The organism is Bacillus sp. FSL M7-0791 (assembly GCF_038627085.1).
In the GTDB taxonomy this organism is placed as follows: Bacteria; Bacillota; Bacilli; order Bacillales; family Bacillaceae; genus Bacillus; species Bacillus safensis.
This window is the reverse complement of sequence record NZ_CP152022.1, coordinates 1233857-1253250: the sequence shown is the minus strand read 5'-3', so window position 1 is coordinate 1253250 and position 19394 is coordinate 1233857. Positions and strand designations below refer to the sequence as shown.

Sequence of the window (19394 nt, the reverse complement as noted above, 5' to 3'; positions counted from 1 at the left end):
GCAATTGCCAGCATAAATGTGCGGCTTTTTTTTCAAAATAAGAAGGCGCAACAAACATGAGGTGAAAGGAGGAATATGACATGGCAAATCGAAATCAACTTCTTGTTCCTGGAGTAGAACAAGCTTTAGATCAATTTAAATACGAGATCGCTCAAGAATTTGGCGTCACTCTCGGTTCAGATACAGTCTCACGTGCAAACGGTTCTGTTGGCGGTGAAATCACAAAAAGACTCGTTCAACAGGCTCAATCACAAATGGGCAATCAATCTAAATAAAGACATGGTGAAATACGCCGGAGCTAATCTGGCGTTTTTTTTTGTTCATATGTGTGCTCATGCCGGTTATCGCGATAAGGAAACGGTGCACCTTTCCCTTTTTGCTTCGCATGTTCTCTTTTTTGTTCAGCGGATGGATTGTTCTGATCCCTGCCGTTTTTTTTTTGCATGTTTTTCCGAATCACCACGTGATGTGCCGTTCCAGTGTCTTCTTTCATCAGGATCAGTTGATTGATTTTTTTTTTGCTCTTTATCGAAAGAATGATCTTTTTCTTCCTTTATCTTGTTGTCTTTGCTTGCATCATCAGGTTTTTGAGGCTTTTGAACAGATCCTTGCTCTTCCCTCTCTGTCTCCTTCTGCTCTTTGTCCTCAGCTTCAGGAGCCTCATGATCTGGCTGCATCTCTTCGCTATCGTCTGTCTTTTCGTCTTCTTGTTTGACTTTATCTGCTTGTTCTTCATCATGTTTCTTAGGATCTTCTTCCTTCACAGCATCGTTATCTGCTCCGTCTTCATCCTTTTTGATGTCTTCATGTTCTTGATCTTGCATTTCTTGATTTCTAATATATGTTCCTGTTGAAATGCCTGCCTTTTGAGCTTTTTCTCTTGTTTCCATGTCACTTTCCACAGTTTCCAACTTATAATTGCGTTTTTGATATTCACCAGAAATGGTGTTAATTTTGCTTTTTACGTTTGTTTTATATGTATTGTCCTGCTTGTTTTCATAAACGGTTGAAATATAAATACTTTTAGAATGGTTCACATATCCTTTTTTGTCACAGTCATCTATAATTTCCTGCACGACTTTGGTCATGTCGTTTTTTTCTAAATCCTTCATACTCGCCAGTACTTGCTTTGCATCTTTATTCAGCGGTGTGACACCGATCACTTGATAATTGTGATCAAGCTTCAGCTCAAAGCTTGGGTTAATATCAATTGTCATATACGCATATGCTTTTTGACTTGAGAAAGATGGCATCATAGTAAAAATTACGACAATAATCGCTGCTATTGATAGGATTCCTGCATTTAACGGACGTAAACGAAGCAGGTCAAAAAAACCGGCTCTTTTTCTTTCGAGACGTGATTCATTCGGAAATGTCACTTCTTGGCCGATTTCATAGTTTTGCTCTTCATATTTAGTCCGCAGAAATTGTCCATCAGGGGTCAGCAGCGTGACATATTTTTTGTTTTTCTCTACTATAATGCCTCTTCTCATGAATTAAGCACCCCTTTAAGGTAATCTTTCAAATACACATAATCACCTGTCATAATGATCGCCATCGCAATGATATATTTTCTATTTCTCTCAATCGTTTTGCGGCTGACTTCCACTAACTTTTCCAGCTGTTTGACAGGCAATTGTTTCTTCTGAAATAAAATGGTTCTCAGCTCATCGTGTTCAACGAGTGTATGGGCTACTTTAATGGCATTTTGCCTGGCATCTGCATGCTTTGGTGAATGCTCAAGCAGCTCTTGAAACGTGAGACCGTATACTTTCAATCGTTCTTTAAAATGTTCAATCTCTTCTCTTCTATGTTCTTGTTCAATTAAACGCCTATATTCATTTGCAGAGAGCTCCGCTTCAATCATGCTTTGAGAGTATTCGCCGTTCTCACTTTCTTGCAGGTCCATTTGAACCGTTGGCGCATTTCTTGCTTCTTTTCGAATATAGTCAATCACTTTTCTTTTAATAATTAATTCTGCGAAAGCAAGCAGTGAGTTTCCTTTTTCGGCAGAGTATTTTTCTATCGCTTCATTAAAGGCGATTAAGCCTATGCTGAATTCATCATCTTTTTCATCTATATATCGTTTACAAACGGATGAAACCGTCTTAGCGACAAATGGTTTGTATTGCTCTATTAATGCATTTTGCAGTTCGATATCACCTTGTTGAATACTGATAGCCGACTGCTCTAATGTTTGCTTTTTCTTTCCTTTTTTAAACAAAAGGCTAAGCAATGGTTTCACCTCAGTTCTCCCTATATTACTCATTTATGATAGCTAATTTATGAGGGAAGCGCAAAGGAAGAAATGAGGAATTCATTTCCTGTTACTTAATTATGACATGTATGTCACCATCTACTTTACAATGTTTCGTCTAAAAGCAAAGAAATAAGGGGGTATCTCCCCCTTATTTGTAATATACGTGTTATGAAAATGAAATGATATTTCTTTCAAAAAACCTACTCTCCCAGGCGTGCCTCTTGCTTCTCCTCGTTTTCCTGCCCGCCTTTTCTTGATGGACTTGATAAAAACCAGCCAAATGCTGCAATTGCGAGAAGCACTGTCCAGAAAATGACTTTCCATAATGCTGAATGGATAAAATGAGACGATACGACCCCAATAGCTGGATGTGACAGTGTATAAAGCGTGAGCTTCACACCCACCCATCCGACAATGACAAATGCTGCTGTTTCTAGGCTCGGTCTTGTTTTGAGCAGTTTCACAAAGACCGTTGCTGCAAATCGCATAATAACAAGACCAATGATACCGCCTAAAAGAATGACAATAAATTGACCGCCATCGAGTCCACCGATTTGCGGAAGACTTGTTTTTGGCAGTGTCACAGCTAAAGCGACGGCCGCTAAAATGGAATCTACGGCAAAAGCAATGTCGGCCAGCTCTACTTTCACGACTGTTGCCCAGAAGCCGCTTTGTTTCACATTTGTTTCAGTTTCCTTTTTCTTAAATACGTGCGATTTTAAAATATGGTGAATGGAAATATAAAGAAGATAAATTGCACCAATGGCTTGAACTTGCCACACATCCACTAAAAACGAAATAAGAAACAGTGAACCAAACCGCATGACAAACGCACCTGCAAGTCCGTAAAACAATGCCTTTTTTCTTTGTTTTTCAGGAAGGTGTTTGACCATCACGGCCATGACCAGCGCGTTATCAGCTGCTAAAATCCCTTCTAATCCAATCAGTACGAGCAGAACCCACCCGTACTCTAAAATAATAGCTGCATCCATCATCATTCCTCCTTGTTTTTATCTATTGTCCCACAACAGACAAAGGCTTATGAATGCAAAAAAGACCTTTGCCTGTAATGGCAAAGGTCTTGCTAGACATGTGATATGTAGAATCATGCCAACAAAGCCGATGAACATCAGTCCATGTAATGACGACTTTGTTTCCGGTAAAAACCGGACGCTACTCCCCTTTGGCGGGATTTAGAATATTTAGATTACTTATATCATAATCAATAGACACTGGATTGTCAACAGCTGACTTTCTGTTCAATCCATTGATTAGGCAGTTGGCGTTTCTGTTTTTCTTTTTCTTCGTTTTATCAATAGGTAGACAACAAACAATAACACAACACCGATCCCAATTGGTAAAAGATAAGGATCTATCATGGCGCCAACCTCTTTCCAATTCTCCCCAAGCATAAACCCAAGATACACATACACAAACGTAATTGGTGTAATTGCCAAAAACGTATACAAGCAAAAGACCCACACATTCATCTTGGCAATACCGCACGGGATGGAGATCAGCGTTCTGACTCCTGGTATGAACCGGCCGCTGAATGCGACGAATCCGCCATGCTTTTCAAAGAAAGCATCCGATTTATCAAGCGACTCAGGTTTTATAAAAAAGTACTTTCCATATTTATTTAAAAAGGGTCTGCCGCCGTAACGTCCTAACCAGTACAAGGTCAAAGGACCAGCCACGCCGCCAATGGAGCCGGCCGCCACAACACCGATAAAAGCCATGTCCCCTTCTGAGACCCAGTAACCCGCAAGAGGCAAAACCACTTCAGCAGGTACAAATTCAATGCATAATGCGAGGAAGATGCCAAAGTATGACAAGTTCTTAAAGGCATCAGCTAAAGAAATAATAAAATCTTCGATGTTTATCAATCCCTTTCACACATAATCATTTGACTGATTCTATCTCTTTTAGAATCACACCATATATTAAACGAATAAAACCGAAGAAACGATTCGATTTTCGTCGTTTTTTTACATTAAATTTGATTTTACTATAAAAGAAGGGTGAAAAAAACGTTGATTGTTGTATTTAAGTGAAGGAAAGGTGAACACAGAAGCCATTCGATCCGATATATTAAGTATATGTCTGTTTTAAAGTACAGGAGGTTTTCTTACATGACCCATTTAACAGGAAGCTACAATGGATGGCTTGTCTTTCTGTCAATCGCTGTCGCCGCTGTCGCCTCCTACTCAGCTCTTCATATAGCCAGCAGGGTAGCACAGTCAAGCGGTGCAAAGAAAAAGGTATGGCTGCTCATTGGTGCAATGATCATGGGAATGGGGATATGGTCGATGCATTTTATTGGCATGATGGCATTTCAAATGCGTGTTGGCATCACATATGATACATCCTTACTGATTCTATCGATTTTGGCCTCATTTATCGGATCCTTGATCGCTTTTTCAATATGCATTCAAAAGCAGCTCTCTAGAAGACGGCTGCTCATTAGTTCAATCACCATGGGTTCAGCTATTTGCAGCATGCATTATCTTGGAATGGAATCAATGGCCAATGTCTCAATCAGCTATGATCCAGTCCTCTTTTTTCTTTCGTTTTTCATTGCTGCCATTACCTCCTACTTCTCATTGAAACTCTTCTTTCTTGTTGACCGCAAGAAAAGTAAACGGGAGAATTATCTTTTAAAGAGTCTTGGTTCAATGTTGATGGGCGGTGCTATAGCAGGTATGCATTATACTGGTATGGCTGCCTCTACCATGTTTTATCATTCAAATGGACAGGCTGCTATAGGTGGATCTCTTGAAATGTCGCCATTCAGTCTGTCGATTTTTGTCGGCTTAATGACACTTATAGTCCAAACACTGATGATTTTTGGTGCCTATATTGATCACCGGATCATGACGCAGTCAGATCAGCTGAAAGAAAATGAACAGCGGTTTCAATCGCTTATCAAACATAATATAGACGGGATTATCGTGTTATCTGTCGATCGAAAGGTTCTTTCTGCAAATGACTCTGGTAAACAAATCTTAGAGTTGTACAATTCTAAGATTGGTGATGATGTCAGCCAATATGTGATGCCGACTGAGTTGTGGGAAGAATTTATTTCTCAGTCAAAAAAAGCTATCACACGTGAAGCAGAACTGAAAACAGCAGATCGTTTTTATTATTATCATGTCACTTACATACCTGTTCATGTGAACAATTCACTCGACAGCATTTATCTTGTTTTAAAAGATTTAACGCAGCAGCGGATTGCAGAAAAAGAAATTCATGTGATGGCACATTATGATGCACTAACAGAGCTTCCTAACCGCCGCCACGGCATCAATCATTTAAATGATGTTCTCTCCGCTCAAGAAAAGTCAAAAACGTCAACAGCGGTTCTGTTTCTGGACTTAAATCGTTTTAAAATTATTAATGATGCACTCGGGCATAACATAGGAGATTTACTGCTGAAAGCTGCCGCAAACAGACTGACGCAATGTTTACCGGACAATGGCTTTATCGCAAGACTTGGCGGTGATGAATTTTTAATGATCTTTCCCCACATGGATCATGATACACATAAAATCGAACAATTTTCTAAAAATATCATCCATCAATTTGAACGTCCTTTTTTCATCCAGAACCATCAACTCATTACGTCAATCAGCATTGGGATCGCCATCTCTCCGCAAAATGGCAAAGACGGGATGGAGCTGATGAGAAAAGCCGATATGGCTATGTATTTATCCAAAAAACATAAGCAAAGCCGTTATGAGTTCTTTACCGAATCCATGGAAAGATTAAGTGAGGACAGGTTAAACCGGGAGCTGGAGCTGAGGGATGCCATTCAAAGAGAGCAATTTGTCCTTCACTACCAGCCGCAAGTCAGTGCCAAAACAAGAAAGATGACTGGGGTTGAAGCCCTTTTGAGAATGAAGGCACCAGATGGTTCCTTAAAATCACCTGAGGCTTTTATTGAGCTGGCAGAGGAATCAGGTCTGATCATTGATATTGGCAGATGGGTCATTGATACGGCTGGCAAGCAGGCAAAAATGTGGTATGACGATGGTCTGAAAATTCCTGTGGCTGTCAATTTATCTGCGAAACAATTCAATTCTGAAGACTTAATTGATTTGATCAAGCTCACACTGAAAAAATACGACCTGAAACCGTCACTCTTGGAGCTTGAAGTCACAGAAAGTATGACAATGGACAATATCAAGCAATCAAAACAGGTGTTAACGTCGCTAAAACAACTTGGCGTCCGCATTAGTATTGATGATTTCGGTACAGGACACAGCTCATTAAGCTATTTAAAGGATTTACCGATTCATCGACTGAAAATTGATAAATCCTTTATTGAGGACATTTTAAGTGATTCAAAATCTGAACAGATTACAGGGGCTATTATAGCGATGGGACACCAATTATCTCTCGAAGTGATAGCAGAAGGTGTTGAAACGTTTGCACAGGCTCAGCTATTATCTGCCCAGGGCTGTGACGACCTGCAGGGGTTTTATTATGCCAAACCGCTGCCAGCAAGCGATATTGAAAAATTCATCGCCTATCCGGCGCTGCTTGACACATAAAAAAGGTGCCAATGATGGCACCTTCCAGCGTGCAGACAAACCCTCGCATTCGGTGTCAGTCCTGCGTGCCGGTGCTCACGTATGCTCAATTCGCTGCGCTCCGGTACTCGTCCTTCCTAGACTTCAAAGGTTTTCTGTCACGCTGAGCTGAGAAGAAGACAAAGGGCTAAAATAAAGATCACTTTAGCCCTTTGTCAACAATTTAAAAGGTGCCAATGATGGCACCTTTTCGTTTTATCTAAATAATAAATGCTGACTGTGAATACCTGCTTTTTTCAATAGACTAATCAATTGCTCTTGCTCTTCACGCGTCAGACCAGAGAATGCACGCGCAATTCGAAGAGAGTGGATCGGATAAATCTTGTCAAGATAGCTTCGCCCTTTTTCCGTTAAATGGGCATAAACCGACCGTTTATCCTTGGGGTCCTGTTCTCTTTCAATGAAACCATTTCGTTCTAATTTGTCAATTACGTACGTCACATTCCCGCTGACTAGCAGGAGTCTTGAGCCGATTTGCTGAAGCTTTTGAGCACCTCTTGTGTAGAGCAATTCAAGAACGGCAAATTCAGTTGGATTAAACCCATGCTCTTTGCTGTCTCTAATACTGTGTTCTGAAACGCTTTTAAATGCTCTTGCAAAAACCTTGTAAAGCGTCATTGAGCGTTCTACTTCTTCTTCATTAAACGATAGTCTCATCACATATCTACCTCTTATAATATTTTTTTAACTTCAAGGCTGTCTTGCGGTGCAGTTGGAGCCTTTCGTAAAAAATAGAAGTACGTTTTTGAAAACCCTTTCAACCACATAAGTGACTCCATTCGTGTTATGTATAAGGTTTCGATATAAACTTTTAAAATCCTTCTTATTTTTCACAATCATCTCGAAAAAAAGCTTTTTCAGCAAACCATCAAGATGCGACACACTTTAACAAAATCTGTAAAGAATCTATAGTTTCTTGCACTTCATTCGCCAAATTTCTACAAAATTCAATATTGCTATAATATTAAACAAAAAAAAGAACCCTTTATGTGACATACGCACATTTCAAGGGATTTTTACAGACAGCGTTCTGTTTTGTTGAAAAAGAAATGATACTCTTTTTTTAAGTCACTAATTGTCATGTTCTTGGCCTCATCAGGGCTGTAAACCCCTAATGAACATAGCTGCTTCGTATAATAATGTCTTTCCTTTGCTAAAGCTTCTTTTAATATACGCCGCACCGATTATCCCTCCTATCAAGTGATTTGGATCGGGTGCTTATGAAGACTTCTTATACAAATCATTTTGTATGGCTCTTAGAAGCGCATGTGCATTCTGACCTGCAGCCTGCATGAATTGCTCGAGCAATTCATCCCTCTTCACATCTAATGCGATGATTTCTTTTGCCATACGAATGATCTGTGCTTCCTCCATCATATGCTCCTCCTCCTATGTCAATTCACCATGATTATATGCCGCCGTAAGATGTATTGCACACTCTCTGTAATCTTTCCTCCCATGGTTTTTTCATTTTTTTCGTTTTTGTGTTATATTTTCTAACAAACGATAGGTTTTTTCACTTCTCGTTCTATATAATATGAAGAAAAGACTTGCAGGGGTGAGTATATGACGCAGGAAGATGTATCTTATAAAGATAAAAAAGTCATTTCAATCGGGATTGTCAGTGAGCTAACAGGGCTTTCCGTCAGGCAAATCCGATATTATGAGGAACGTAAACTCATTTACCCCCAGCGCTCAACAAGAGGCACACGGAAATATTCTTTTGCAGATGTTGAACGTTTGATGGACATCGCCAATAAACGGGAAGACGGTGTGCAGACAGCTGAAATTTTAAAAGACATGAAGAAAAAAGAACAAGCGCTAAAAAGCGGACAATTTAAGAAAAAAATGCTGGAAGGTCAGATTAACGCACACTTTCGGTATAAAAATCGTTAAACAAAAAAAGAATCGCTCTTTTGAACGATTCTTTTTATTTAGAGGAAGCTTCAGTACCTTCTACAACCCCTACAAAGTCAATCAGCACGCCACCTCTTTCAGGATCTTCTTTCACCCGCAGGGCAAGTGCCTTTTTCTTCCCGGTTTTTGCATCTTCGTAATTCGCATGGAACACATGAATGCTGGCTTCTTCCAATTGAAAATCCTCATAAGAAAGCGTGTCTATGCCCCATTCTTTTTTCAGTTTCAGAATGTCATCCGGGCTCGGGACCGCACCTTCGACGTAGATATCTTCCATTTTTCTTTTATTTCCTTCGGTGATGGCTTCAAGCATATGCTCTGCAGCCACTAGCCTTCGGTCTTTCCCCTCGTCCTCCCTTTGACATGCACTCAGCAAAAACATACACATCAAAACGAATAAGAATTTCTTCATGTTTCTCTCCCACCTTCTCCTTAAAATGTAAAGGATGAAAGCGCTATATGCAATCTTTATACAAAAAAAGCCTGTAAAACGTCATGTTTTACAGGCTTAGATTGCGGACAAAGGATGGTCCTTTGTCTACCTTTCAGCGCGATCTGAAAACCTTTGAAGTCAAGGAAGAACGAGTACCGGAGCGGAGCGAATTGAACATTCGTGAGCACCGGCACGCAAGGACTGACACCGAATGCAAGGGTTTGTCAGCGCGCTGACACTGCAAAACGTCATGTTTTACAGTCTTCTTGCTACATAAGTGTATGAAGGAACGCTGTCGCAATACCAAAATAGATAAGCAATGATAAAATATCGTTCAATGTTGTAATCAGCGGCCCAGATGCAATCGCAGGATCGACGTTTAATCTGTGTAAAATAATAGGCACGATCGTACCTGCCATCGTTCCAATAATCAGTGTGGCAAGCAGTGAGGAACCGACAACAAATCCTAAAATCATATTGCCCTGCCACACCATTGCGACGACTGTAATAATGATGGAACAGACAATCCCAATGTAAATACTTGTTCGGAGCTCTCTAAAAATCAGGCGCATAATGGTTTTTTTCGTTAATTCTTCTTTTGAAAGCCCTCTAATGACGACGGCAAGCGACTGTGTGCCTGTATTCCCTGTCATTCCTGCAATCATTGGCATGAAGAAGGCTAAGGCGACGACTTGCTGAAGGGTATCTTCAAAGTAATTTAAAATACTGCCTGAAATCAGCCCAATGAATAAGAGTAAAATGAGCCACGGGAGACGGCGGTATGCCGCAACAAAAGCGGGCGTGTCAAATGTAATATCTTTACCAGAGGCAGCGAACTTCTCATAGTCTTCTCCTGCCTCTTGAATGACGACATCAATGATATCATCGACTGTGACGATTCCAACCAGGACATTGTTCTCTTCTACAACAGGAATGGCCAGAAAATCATACCGTTCAATCAGCTTTGCGATTTCTTCCTGATCTTGAAAAGCTCCAACGGCAATGACTCTTGTAAACATAAGATCCTGCACTTTTTCATCTGGTTCACCTAAAATGAGATCCCGGTACGACAGAACCCCTACAAGCTGCTTTTGATCATTAATGACATATAAATAGTTGATCGATTCTGCAATTTCAGCAAAGCTTTTCAGCTTTACAACTGCGTCCTGAACCGTATAGTGCTGAGGAATCCAAACGTACCGGTTGGTCATGATCCGGCCTGCTGTCTCAGCAGGATAATTCATGAGAAGCTGGACGGCCTTTGATTCCTCCGCCTCCATGTTTGATAAAAGCTGGTCTTTCAGCTCATCATCCATTTCATCAAACAAGTTGGCTAGGTCATCGTTATCCATTTTGTTTGTGACGAAGGTGGCTTTGTCTTTTCCTACTTTTTCAAGCACAATTTCTTGGTATTCGCGCTCAAGCTCACCCATCATTTCCGTCACATCATCGATTGTTAAAAAGCTGAGGAAACGGCCTCGGTGTTTTTCTGGAAGTTCTTTAAATAAATAGGCCATATCATATGGCTGAAGTTCTTCCATAATGTTTTTAAATTCTTTGCGTTTGCCGTCTCTTAATAAAATAATGATTCTTAAAATGAGTTCATCGTACGTAATGTTCTGTATCATCGCTGTTACCTCCCCAAAGTCAGGAGATACCCGAATCCCTTAGAATGTGCGGGGGTCAGGATCTCCTCTGTCTGATGCGTCAATCTGATCTTTTGACATACTCTTTATGTGTCTCGAATCGGGATGATCCATCCCCACACCTCCTTTTCTCATAAAAAAGCACCTTCAACCGAATGAAGGCGCTTTGTAAGCATGACAAAATAAACACTTGCTCCTTCAATCGTAGAGCTTTAGCACTGTATGGCATAGGATCAAATCCAGCTGCATTAAAAATCACCTTATGTCGATGATTTCTGTTGACCCATTGGCGTCTTTGGACATTTTTGGGCAGCAGCGTATCTCCATACAGGAGCCTCACCTAACGAAGTCTCATATTGTTAACACACTGAGATTACAGAAAAAGCGGAATGATGTCAATAAGCAAGATGCCAAGTATCCTTATGTATTCGCTTACTTTTCAAAAAAAGAGCGATAAACAGCTCAGCCATCGCCCTTTTCATGTCTTTTTATTCCTCTTCCGGCTGATTCATATCCTCTTGGGAGAGGAGATGAAAGGAATCATGCAAAAACAAAGCATATCCTTCTCCATCAGGATGCGGAACGTATTCCGCGTGATCCATTGTTTGCTCTTCTTCTTTTTTCTTCATATTCTCTCGCCTCCTTTCCCGTAGTTTGTCCCAATGAAAAAACCTTACACATGAAAGTGTAAGGTTTGCAGATTGTTGACAAAGGGCTAAAATGATCTTTATTTTAGCCCTTTGTCTTCTATTCAGCGTGATAGAAAACCTTTGCAGCCCTAGGAAGGGCGAGCACCGGAGCGGAGCGAATGAAACATTCGTGAGCACCGGAGCGCAGATCTGACACCGAATGCGAGGGTTTGTCTACACGATGAAAACCTTACACATGAAAGTGTAAGGTTTGGTCATAGCTTAATCATCCCATTCTTGCTTCAGGATTTTGCCTGTTTTAGCGAAAATCTCAAAATCAACTTCCTCGCCGCTTGGTGTTGTGATTTCAATTTCGTAAATGTACACACCATTTTCTTTATCTAGATCAGAATCTGTGACTGTGCCTTTTACTTTTGCAAGAGCAATTTTTTCAGCCTGTTTTTTCGTGATCTTCACGTTCTGTTTCTTTTCTTTGACTGGATCATTCAGCGCTTTTCCAGTTTTTGCATCGACATATACTTTATATTCAAAGCCGCCTTTTTTGATCTCGACCTCATACACCCATTTTCCTTTTTTACGCTCAAGATCCACATCATCCACATAGCCTTTCACCACTTTTAAGGCTGCTTTTTCAGCTTGTTTCTTTGAAACAAATGACGATTTCTTTTGCACGACTTGCTCGGCGTTTGCTGTTTGATTTGTATTTTGCGCTTGAAGTGTGAAACCACCTGCGACAAGAGTTCCCGTTAATGCTGTAGCTACTAGTACTTTTTTCATCATGTTCATTTCCTCCTCTGTTTGATTTCTTCTATATCTTAAGAAAACAAGATGATAAAGGAAGGAAAGAAACATGAGAATATCATGAGAAAAGGATTAGTTTTCGTACGTAATGCCCTCAATGTCTCCTGTATAGGCGTTCACAAGCACCTCTGCCTCTCTGCCGTCAGGCAAATCCAGCTCCACCTCAAATACGAGCATACCGCTGAATGTTTCAAGATCAGCATCATCCACTGTTCCGCCAACTTCTTTGACGGCAATTTGGATGGCTTCCTCGACGGTGATTTTCGTGAGCTTCTTTTCTTTAGAGGTTGGTTTTTTCTTTTCTGCTTCAAGCACCTTAAATGACTGTTTGCCGACCTCAACTTGATACAATTCTTTTTTTGATTGGATGGTAAAAATGAAACGATCTGACGTCTCCTTTTTTTGAATGACGGTTCCGCTCACCTTTTTAACAGCCGCCTCTTCCGCCTGGAGCTCAGCATTTTTTTCATTTGGCTTCTGATAGCTTTTTAACTGTCTAATTTCTTTCATTTGACCGCTTGCAGAAGATGCAATGATTTGATAGATGCCATTTGCATTTTCGAGCGTCATTGTGTAGTCCTGTTTATGATTGATTAAATCAATATGTGTAATGTTTCCATTATAGTCTTTTGAGATCATTTTTTTCATTTCTGCTTCACTTAATATTTTTTGATCAATGGTTTGGATCATGAGCATTGCAAAGGCCGCAAGAATCACAAGACATCCTGCGAGCGCAAGCACCATTTTCGTTTTTCTAGACATGCAGCGCCTCCTTCCTATTTCCTATTTTATAAGGAGGAAATGAGAAATTGATGAGAAAAGACCCATTTATTTCTGAAAAAGAATGGTCATGGCTGTTCCTTCGCCGATACGGCTGTCTACCTTCAGCTCGGCCTCATGTTCTTCTGCAATTTGCTTCGCAATTGAAAGACCGAGTCCGGTTCCGCCCGTCTCACTGTTTCTCGCTTCATCCACACGGAAAAAGCGGTCAAAGATTTTCGGCAGATCCTCTTCTTTTATGCCAATTCCTTGATCAATCACTGAAATAAATGGCTTGTCTCCTGCCCATCCGCAGGTCACATCAACTGGCTTTCTGCTATATTTGACCGCATTATCAATTAAGATAGTCAAAAGCTGTTTGATTTTCTCTTCGTCTCCTTCTGCGATCAGCGGCTGATCTGTCTGCACATGAGATTGAATCGTTCGATTGGTGGCCACTTCAAGTGTATGACATAGCTGCTTGCACAAATGACCAAGATCAACCGGCTTCATATCCAAGTATAACGGCTGGCCGTTTTTCGCCAATGTCAATAATTGATCTGTCAGTCTTTTCATTTTTTTCGCTTCATCATGAATCGCTTGGGAGGATTCTTCTACAACCTCTGGACGTGTTTGCCCCCAGCGTTTGAGTAAATTGCTGTAGCTCATAATGACGGTAATCGGTGTCTTCAATTCATGGGAGGCATCATGCAAAAATTGCTGTTCTTTTTCATAATGCTTCTCGAGAATCTCGGACATTTCATTAAAGGTTTGTCCCATTTGATATAGTTCATCCTTTGAATCGCCTGTTAATTCAATTCGTTTAAACGCCTTCTCTTTCATACTTGCCTTCATAGTACTCGTCATTCTGCTAATCGGCCGGACAATTTGCTTTGTTAAAACGTGGCCTGCAAAATAGGAAAGCACAATAAACAAAACGCCGGTAGCGATTAAAATCATTTTTAATAACGCTAAGTTCTCTTCCGTATTTTCGATTTCTTCATATACTTGAAGCGACATAATCTCACCATTTGTCCAAATGACCGGAATAGCAGCGAACGCAATCATATGCTTATTGTATTCTTTGATTTCTGCTGTCTGACCAGATTCGTATGTAAAAGGCAGTGAGCTAAACGTTGATTCCTTTGTGACAGTCAGTTTTGACTCTCCCGTTTCTGTCACGACACGGATCATACCATTTTGAGGCAGGTACGCCTTCAGCAGCTCCGAGGACGGAAGACCCTCTTCCTCTGATTTTTTTAAAGCAATCGCAATATTTTCAGCCACCTCAGACAAGCGGGACATATCTTTTTGCGTCAAGGTCATCGAAAAAATAAAATAAATGGCTGTATGAAACAAGAGCACCATTAAAAACAAAGACAACGACGTATAAAGCTGAATCTTATTTTTTAATCTCATTCTTTATCCTTTCATCACATAACCCACACCTCTCACTGTGTGAATCAGCTGTTTTTCGAATGGGTAATCGATTTTTTTCCTTAAATAACGGATATAGACATCTACCACGTTTGTATCACCGAAATAATCAAAACCCCAAACCGCTGTTAAAAGCTGATCTCTTGTGAGCACTTGCTGCTGATGGTTCAGTAAGTGAACAAGCAGGTCATATTCTCTCGGTGTGAGTTCAAGCATTTGCCCAGCCCTTTGTATTTCTCTTGTTTTCTCGTTGACCGTTAAGTCTGCTATGCTCAGCTCTGTCTCCTTTTCTTCTTGTGACTGTATATTCAACCTTAGCTGTGCGCGAATTCGCGCTAATAATTCTTCTATGTCGAAAGGTTTTGTTATATAATCATTCGCCCCAAGATCGAGCCCGCTTACTTTATCAGGAACACTTCCCCTTGCTGTAATCAAAATAATAGGTGTCGCTGTATTTGTCTTCCGAACCCTTCTCAGCACTTCAAGCCCGCTTAACTCTGGAAGCATGACGTCAAGCAGTACCAAATCGAAGCTATCTTCTTCAAGAGCCTGAAGCCCGTCTATTCCTGTCTCTTTGACTGTCACCTCATATCCTTCATATTCAAGCTCAAGTGACAGCACCCTTGCGATTTTCTTTTCATCTTCGACTACGAGTATCTTCCCTTTGTTCATCTCTATCTCTCCTATCTAAAAGGCAAGCTTGTCTTTCCATTATTATATGTTGCCTTTCTTATTTGGAACAGTCACAATCTTCACATCTATTTTTTTATGGAGGGAATTATTTTTGAGAAAAAACATTTAACTTGAACCTTCTTCTCAATTTGTTACTTCATCTCATTATTTTTTAGTCTGCCTCTTTTAGTTCTATTCACCCATTTTGTTCTGTACAGGTGCAACCTCACTATGCAGCATTTCCTTCTTTTTCATATGATATCAAGAGTTTTCTTCAAAAGGTGAGCTCTTTCGTCAATATGTGAGGAGAACTGCACTTTTGATAATAGATTGATTATTTGAAAAATTATTACAATTGACCCTTTCCGATCAAAAGTTTCTTTTATACAATAACATTATGCAGCCTGAATCTACTTTGAAAACAAAATAAGGAGGGCTTTCTTATGAAAGGTGAAATTCGCTTAATTCCGTATGAAGTAAAAGCCAATGTGATGGAAGCGAAAGAGACGCCGGAAAGTATTCAGGAGATTAAAGCACCCGAACTTTGGTCAAGTGGCTTCAAAGGAAAAGGCATAACCATTGCTGTCCTTGATACAGGCTGTGACACAGAGCATCCCGACTTAAAAGATCAGATTATCGGTGGGAAGAACTTTACCGATGATGACGATGGAGATGCTGAAAATGTAAAAGACTACAATGGGCATGGTACCCATGTAGCAGGAACGATTGCCGCAACCGATCAAAATGGCGGAATTTTAGGGGTTGCCCCTGAAGCCAAGTTGCTCATCGTGAAAGTTCTTGGCGGTGAAAATGGCAGCGGAAAATATGAGTGGATCATTGATGGCATCAACTATGCCGCAGAGCAGAAGGTTGATATTATCTCCATGTCTCTCGGTGGTCCAAGCAATGAGCCTGCCCTGCAAGAAGCCATTCAAAATGCGGTAAAAAGCGGTGTGCTTGTTGTGTGTGCAGCAGGAAATGAAGGGGACGGGGACGAGCGTACGGAAGAGTTCTCCTACCCAGCAGCATACAATGAAGTCATTGCCGTCGGTTCTGTTTCCCTTGCTAGAGAATCCTCTGAATTTTCTAACGCCAATAAAGAAATCGACCTCGTCGCTCCAGGAGAAGACATTTTATCCACTCTTCCTAACCATAAATATGGCAGGCTCACAGGGACTTCAATGGCTGCCCCTCACGTAAGCGGTGCACTAGCCATTATTAAAAATGCCGAAGAAGAAGCGTTCCAGCGCAAGCTGACAGAGCCTGAGGTTTATGCTCAGCTTGTCAGAAGAACCCTTCCATTAAAACAGTCGAAAGCCCTTGTAGGGAATGGATTTTTATATTTAACTGCACCTGATGTCCTTTTAGAAAAAACATTGGAAGCAGATCTTTTATCTCTATAGCTTAAATAGAGGTCCTGAGAAAAGATAGAATTTTCTCAGGATTTTTTTAATTAAAATTATTCAAAATTTACTTTGACGAAATGAAGTGAACGTTATATAATCGAACACAATAAATTCATAGTTTGAGAGTCGGTAATTCGATTACACGTCGAATTTTAATTGGGAAGACCGGTGAAAATCCGGCGCGGTCCCGCCACTGTGAGTGAGGAGAGCTTTTCTCAGGAATCCACTGTCATTAGGATGGGAAGGATGAAAAGCTTGCAGATTCACCAGCCAGGATACCAGCCGCTCTATCACATCAAACCCCCCTACGGTTGATAGGAGATGTCGGAAAAGCGTCAGTGATACTCACGCCTTATTTCGCACACACATTTTGTCTTTTAAACCAGACATTTACCTCATCAATCATGATCATGAGCGTAAATGTCTTTTTATATTTAGAGGAGGAATTGGAATTGACAATTGTTAAAACAAGTAATCTAGGCTTTCCGCGAATTGGTTTAAACAGAGAATGGAAAAAAGCACTTGAGTCTTACTGGAAAGGTCAAACAGACCGCGAAACCCTCTTAAGCACACTGGATGAACAATTTTTAACTGCCATTAAAACACAAATCGATCAACAAATTGATGTTGTTCCTTCTGGAGACTTTACCTTCTATGATCACGTGCTGGATACCGCTGTTATGTTCAATTGGATTCCAGAGCGCTTCCGCAGCTTAAAAGACCCGCTAGATACATACTTCGCGATGGCAAGAGGAACAAAAGATGCCGTCTCAAGTGAAATGACAAAATGGTTTAATACAAACTATCACTACATCGTTCCAGAATACGAAAAAAGCACAGAATTTAAACTCACACACAACAAACCGCTTGAAGCTTACGAAAAGGTGAAAAAGGCGTTTGGTGTTGAAACAAAACCGGTTGTACTTGGTCTATATACATTTGTCTCACTTTCTAAAGGTTATGAAGCAAATGAAGTAAAAGAAATCCAGCAGCGTCTAGTGCCGCTTTATACTCAGCTTTTAAAAGAACTTAAAGAAGCAGGCGTCAAATGGGTTCAAATTGATGAACCTGCACTTGTCACAGCTTCCAGTGAAGACGTAAAAGCCGTAAAAGAAATCTATCAAACGATCAAAGAAGCCGTACCTGGGTTGAACATTCTTCTTCAAACATACTTTGATTCAGTAGATGCGTATGAAGAGCTTGTCACATATCCTGTTGAAGCAATCGGTCTTGATTTTGTCCATGATCAAGGGCGCAACCTTGATCAAGTGAAAAAGCACGGCTTCCCGAAAGATAAAATTTTAGCAGCAGGCGTCATTGATGGAAGAAATATTTGGAGATCAGACCTTGGCGAAAGATTATCCTTTATTTCTGAAGTCATTGCTGACGTTCAGCCGAAAGAAGTATGGCTGCAGCCATCAAGTAGCTTACTGCATGTGCCAGTTGCCAAACACCCAAGCGAACAGCTTGAAGAAAAACTATTAAACGGACTGTCTTATGCCACTGAAAAGCTGGCTGAATTGACACTGCTAAAAGAAGGTTTAACAAAAGGAGCAGCTGCCATTGATGCTGATATTAACGAAGCAGCACAAGCACTTCTTACCTTAAAAGAGTTCGCAAAAGGAACAAATGCGGATCTAACAGCGGAACGCAACAATCTTTCATCGAAAGATTTTAAACGTCCAGCTGCCTTTGAAGAACGCCTTCGTATCCAAAACGAATCTCTTGAGCTCCCGCTTCTTCCAACAACAACAATTGGCAGTTTCCCGCAGTCTGCCGAAGTGCGCAGTGCTCGTCAAAAGTGGCGCAAAAATGAGTGGACAGATGCAGAGTACGATGAGTTTATTAAGAAAGAAACAAAACGATGGATTGATATTCAAGAAGAAATTGGTCTGGATGTGCTCGTACATGGGGAATTTGAACGTACAGACATGGTTGAATACTTCGGCGAGAAGCTAGCCGGATTTGCCTTTACAAAATTTGCTTGGGTTCAATCCTATGGATCACGCTGCGTGAAGCCGCCAATCATTTATGGAGATGTAGAGTTTACAGAGCCAATGACAGTGAAAGAGACAGTTTACGCACAAAGTTTAACAAAGAAAAAAGTCAAGGGCATGCTGACAGGACCTGTTACCATCTTAAACTGGTCTTTCCCAAGAACGGATATCTCTCGCAAAGATATTGCTTTCCAAATCGCTTTCGCTTTGCGTAAAGAGGTAGAAGCTTTAGAAGCAGCTGGTATTCAAGTGATCCAAGTGGATGAGCCTGCGCTAAGAGAAGGACTTCCGCTCAAAGAAAGTGATTGGGCAGAATATTTAAACTGGGCAGCAGAGTCATTCCGTTTATCCACATCATCCGTTCAAAATGAAACACAAATTCATACACATATGTGCTACAGTAACTTCGAGGATATTGTCGATACAATCGAAGACTTGGATGCTGACGTGATTACAATTGAACATTCACGCAGTCATGGCGGATTCCTCGATTACTTAGAAAAACACCCGTATTTGAAAGGACTTGGACTAGGTGTTTATGACATCCATAGCCCGCGCGTTCCATCTGTTGAAGAAATGAGCAAAATTATTGATGATGCGCTGAACGTTTGTCCAACAGATCGCTTCTGGGTGAATCCGGATTGCGGTCTAAAAACTAGACAAGAGCCTGAAACCATTGCTGCTTTGAAAAACATGGTCACAGCTGCTGAAGTCGCTCGTAAAAAGCTGGCGCAGCACGCTTAATTGAATGTCTCTCCCCTGCTGAACTCGGCAGGGGTTTTTTATGCGCAAATTGGCCTGTTCGATCTCCTGCTATGATGATT

The 19394-nt window shown here is 40.8% G+C and carries 18 protein-coding genes, 1 pseudogene and 3 riboswitches; of the genes and pseudogenes, 5 read left to right on the top strand and 14 right to left on the bottom strand.

What is annotated here, in order from left to right; translation table 11 throughout:
* Positions 1–80: 80 nt before the first annotated feature.
* Entirely contained in the window at positions 81–275 is a 195-nt protein-coding gene (locus MHI08_RS06340) for an alpha/beta-type small acid-soluble spore protein (RefSeq protein ID WP_024424662.1), read from the top strand.
* A gap of 126 nt (positions 276–401) precedes the next feature.
* Here MHI08_RS06340 and MHI08_RS06335 read toward each other — a convergent pair whose 3' ends face one another.
* The 4 genes and pseudogenes from MHI08_RS06335 to MHI08_RS06320 form a co-directional block, all read right to left on the bottom strand.
* A complete protein-coding gene (locus tag MHI08_RS06335) occupies positions 402–1493 on the bottom strand; it encodes an anti-sigma factor domain-containing protein (protein ID WP_342500086.1) in 1092 nt (363 codons plus the stop codon).
* Complete coding sequence (gene sigI / locus MHI08_RS06330) at positions 1490–2245, bottom strand: RNA polymerase sigma factor SigI (protein WP_003210952.1); 756 nt, start codon at positions 2243–2245, stop codon at positions 1490–1492. The genes MHI08_RS06335 and sigI overlap by 4 nt, the downstream gene beginning before the upstream one ends.
* A gap of 215 nt (positions 2246–2460) precedes the next feature.
* Positions 2461–3352 (bottom strand): annotated as a pseudogene (locus MHI08_RS06325) (TerC family protein).
* Positions 3348–3454, bottom strand: a riboswitch (yybP-ykoY riboswitch). It overlaps the preceding pseudogene by 5 nt.
* 77 nt (positions 3455–3531) lie before the next feature.
* Positions 3532–4146 carry a DedA family protein gene (locus tag MHI08_RS06320; RefSeq protein WP_025092317.1) on the bottom strand — a complete coding sequence of 205 codons (615 nt, stop codon included), beginning with the start codon at positions 4144–4146 and terminating at the stop codon, positions 3532–3534.
* 246 nt (positions 4147–4392) lie between these two features.
* On the opposite strand from MHI08_RS06320, the gene MHI08_RS06315 reads away from it, so the two are divergent.
* Entirely contained in the window at positions 4393–6813 is a 2421-nt protein-coding gene (locus MHI08_RS06315) for an EAL domain-containing protein (protein ID WP_342500085.1), read from the top strand.
* Positions 6814–7047: 234 nt separating this feature from the next.
* Here the strand turns inward: MHI08_RS06315 and MHI08_RS06310 are convergent, their stop codons facing one another.
* The 3 genes from MHI08_RS06310 to MHI08_RS06300 form a co-directional block, all read right to left on the bottom strand.
* On the bottom strand, positions 7048–7512 hold the full coding sequence (locus tag MHI08_RS06310) for a MarR family transcriptional regulator (RefSeq protein WP_087975546.1): 465 nt from the start codon (positions 7510–7512) through the stop codon (positions 7048–7050).
* A gap of 356 nt (positions 7513–7868) precedes the next feature.
* On the bottom strand, positions 7869–8033 hold the full coding sequence (locus MHI08_RS06305) for a hypothetical protein (RefSeq protein WP_056766271.1): 165 nt from the start codon (positions 8031–8033) through the stop codon (positions 7869–7871).
* 37 nt (positions 8034–8070) lie between these two features.
* Positions 8071–8226: a hypothetical protein gene (locus MHI08_RS06300; protein WP_162860201.1), complete on the bottom strand. Its 156-nt coding sequence runs from the start codon at positions 8224–8226 to the stop codon at positions 8071–8073.
* Between the two features lie 192 nt (positions 8227–8418).
* Between MHI08_RS06300 and MHI08_RS06295 the strand changes: the two genes are divergently transcribed.
* Positions 8419–8748, top strand: coding sequence for a MerR family transcriptional regulator (locus MHI08_RS06295; RefSeq protein ID WP_024424656.1), 330 nt, complete (start codon positions 8419–8421; stop codon positions 8746–8748).
* Between the two features lie 34 nt (positions 8749–8782).
* Here MHI08_RS06295 and MHI08_RS06290 read toward each other — a convergent pair whose 3' ends face one another.
* From MHI08_RS06290 to MHI08_RS06260, 7 genes are all read right to left on the bottom strand, one after another.
* Positions 8783–9181: a hypothetical protein gene (locus MHI08_RS06290; RefSeq protein ID WP_024426817.1), complete on the bottom strand. Its 399-nt coding sequence runs from the start codon at positions 9179–9181 to the stop codon at positions 8783–8785.
* Between the two features lie 290 nt (positions 9182–9471).
* Positions 9472–10830, bottom strand: a complete 1359-nt coding sequence (gene mgtE, locus MHI08_RS06285) for a magnesium transporter (protein ID WP_024424654.1) — start codon at positions 10828–10830, stop codon at positions 9472–9474.
* Between the two features lie 208 nt (positions 10831–11038).
* Positions 11039–11203, bottom strand: a riboswitch (M-box (ykoK) riboswitch).
* A gap of 133 nt (positions 11204–11336) precedes the next feature.
* Positions 11337–11477 carry a hypothetical protein gene (locus MHI08_RS06280; protein ID WP_003212346.1) on the bottom strand — a complete coding sequence of 47 codons (141 nt, stop codon included), beginning with the start codon at positions 11475–11477 and terminating at the stop codon, positions 11337–11339.
* A gap of 282 nt (positions 11478–11759) precedes the next feature.
* The gene (locus MHI08_RS06275; RefSeq protein WP_056766269.1) at positions 11760–12278 is read right to left on the bottom strand and encodes a PepSY domain-containing protein; all 519 of its coding nucleotides are present in this window, start codon (positions 12276–12278) and stop codon (positions 11760–11762) included.
* 93 nt (positions 12279–12371) lie between these two features.
* Positions 12372–13061 carry a PepSY domain-containing protein gene (locus MHI08_RS06270; RefSeq protein WP_024424651.1) on the bottom strand — a complete coding sequence of 230 codons (690 nt, stop codon included), beginning with the start codon at positions 13059–13061 and terminating at the stop codon, positions 12372–12374.
* A gap of 66 nt (positions 13062–13127) precedes the next feature.
* On the bottom strand, positions 13128–14477 hold the full coding sequence (locus MHI08_RS06265) for an ATP-binding protein (protein WP_163115226.1): 1350 nt from the start codon (positions 14475–14477) through the stop codon (positions 13128–13130).
* Positions 14478–14480: 3 nt separating this feature from the next.
* A complete protein-coding gene (locus tag MHI08_RS06260) occupies positions 14481–15167 on the bottom strand; it encodes a response regulator transcription factor (protein WP_163115227.1) in 687 nt (228 codons plus the stop codon).
* 443 nt (positions 15168–15610) lie between these two features.
* On the opposite strand from MHI08_RS06260, the gene MHI08_RS06255 reads away from it, so the two are divergent.
* Both MHI08_RS06255 and metE read left to right on the top strand, forming a co-directional pair.
* A complete protein-coding gene (locus MHI08_RS06255; RefSeq protein ID WP_024424648.1) occupies positions 15611–16570 on the top strand; it encodes a S8 family peptidase in 960 nt (319 codons plus the stop codon).
* Between the two features lie 113 nt (positions 16571–16683).
* A riboswitch (cobalamin riboswitch) is annotated at positions 16684–16875 on the top strand.
* Positions 16876–17025: 150 nt separating this feature from the next.
* Positions 17026–19314: a 5-methyltetrahydropteroyltriglutamate--homocysteine S-methyltransferase gene (metE, locus tag MHI08_RS06250; protein WP_056766265.1), complete on the top strand. Its 2289-nt coding sequence runs from the start codon at positions 17026–17028 to the stop codon at positions 19312–19314.
* The last annotated feature ends 80 nt before the right edge of the window (positions 19315–19394 follow it).

What these genes read in the sequence shown, in the direction of transcription:
- MHI08_RS06300 (WP_162860201.1), bottom strand. Translation starts at nt 8,226, where the DNA reads ATGGAGGAAGCACAGATCATTCGTATGGCAAAAGAAATCATCGCATTA.
- MHI08_RS06260 (WP_163115227.1), bottom strand. Translation starts at nt 15,167, where the DNA reads ATGAACAAAGGGAAGATACTCGTAGTCGAAGATGAAAAGAAAATCGCA.
- MHI08_RS06280 (WP_003212346.1), bottom strand. Translation starts at nt 11,477, where the DNA reads ATGAAGAAAAAAGAAGAAGAGCAAACAATGGATCACGCGGAATACGTT.
- MHI08_RS06295 (WP_024424656.1), top strand. Translation starts at nt 8,419, where the DNA reads ATGACGCAGGAAGATGTATCTTATAAAGATAAAAAAGTCATTTCAATC.
- MHI08_RS06275 (WP_056766269.1), bottom strand. Translation starts at nt 12,278, where the DNA reads ATGATGAAAAAAGTACTAGTAGCTACAGCATTAACGGGAACTCTTGTC.
- MHI08_RS06270 (WP_024424651.1), bottom strand. Translation starts at nt 13,061, where the DNA reads ATGTCTAGAAAAACGAAAATGGTGCTTGCGCTCGCAGGATGTCTTGTG.
- MHI08_RS06265 (WP_163115226.1), bottom strand. Translation starts at nt 14,477, where the DNA reads ATGAGATTAAAAAATAAGATTCAGCTTTATACGTCGTTGTCTTTGTTT.
- MHI08_RS06340 (WP_024424662.1), top strand. Translation starts at nt 81, where the DNA reads ATGGCAAATCGAAATCAACTTCTTGTTCCTGGAGTAGAACAAGCTTTA.
- MHI08_RS06290 (WP_024426817.1), bottom strand. Translation starts at nt 9,181, where the DNA reads ATGAAGAAATTCTTATTCGTTTTGATGTGTATGTTTTTGCTGAGTGCA.
- mgtE (WP_024424654.1), bottom strand. Translation starts at nt 10,830, where the DNA reads ATGATACAGAACATTACGTACGATGAACTCATTTTAAGAATCATTATT.
- MHI08_RS06335 (WP_342500086.1), bottom strand. Translation starts at nt 1,493, where the DNA reads ATGAGAAGAGGCATTATAGTAGAGAAAAACAAAAAATATGTCACGCTG.
- MHI08_RS06255 (WP_024424648.1), top strand. Translation starts at nt 15,611, where the DNA reads ATGAAAGGTGAAATTCGCTTAATTCCGTATGAAGTAAAAGCCAATGTG.
- MHI08_RS06315 (WP_342500085.1), top strand. Translation starts at nt 4,393, where the DNA reads ATGACCCATTTAACAGGAAGCTACAATGGATGGCTTGTCTTTCTGTCA.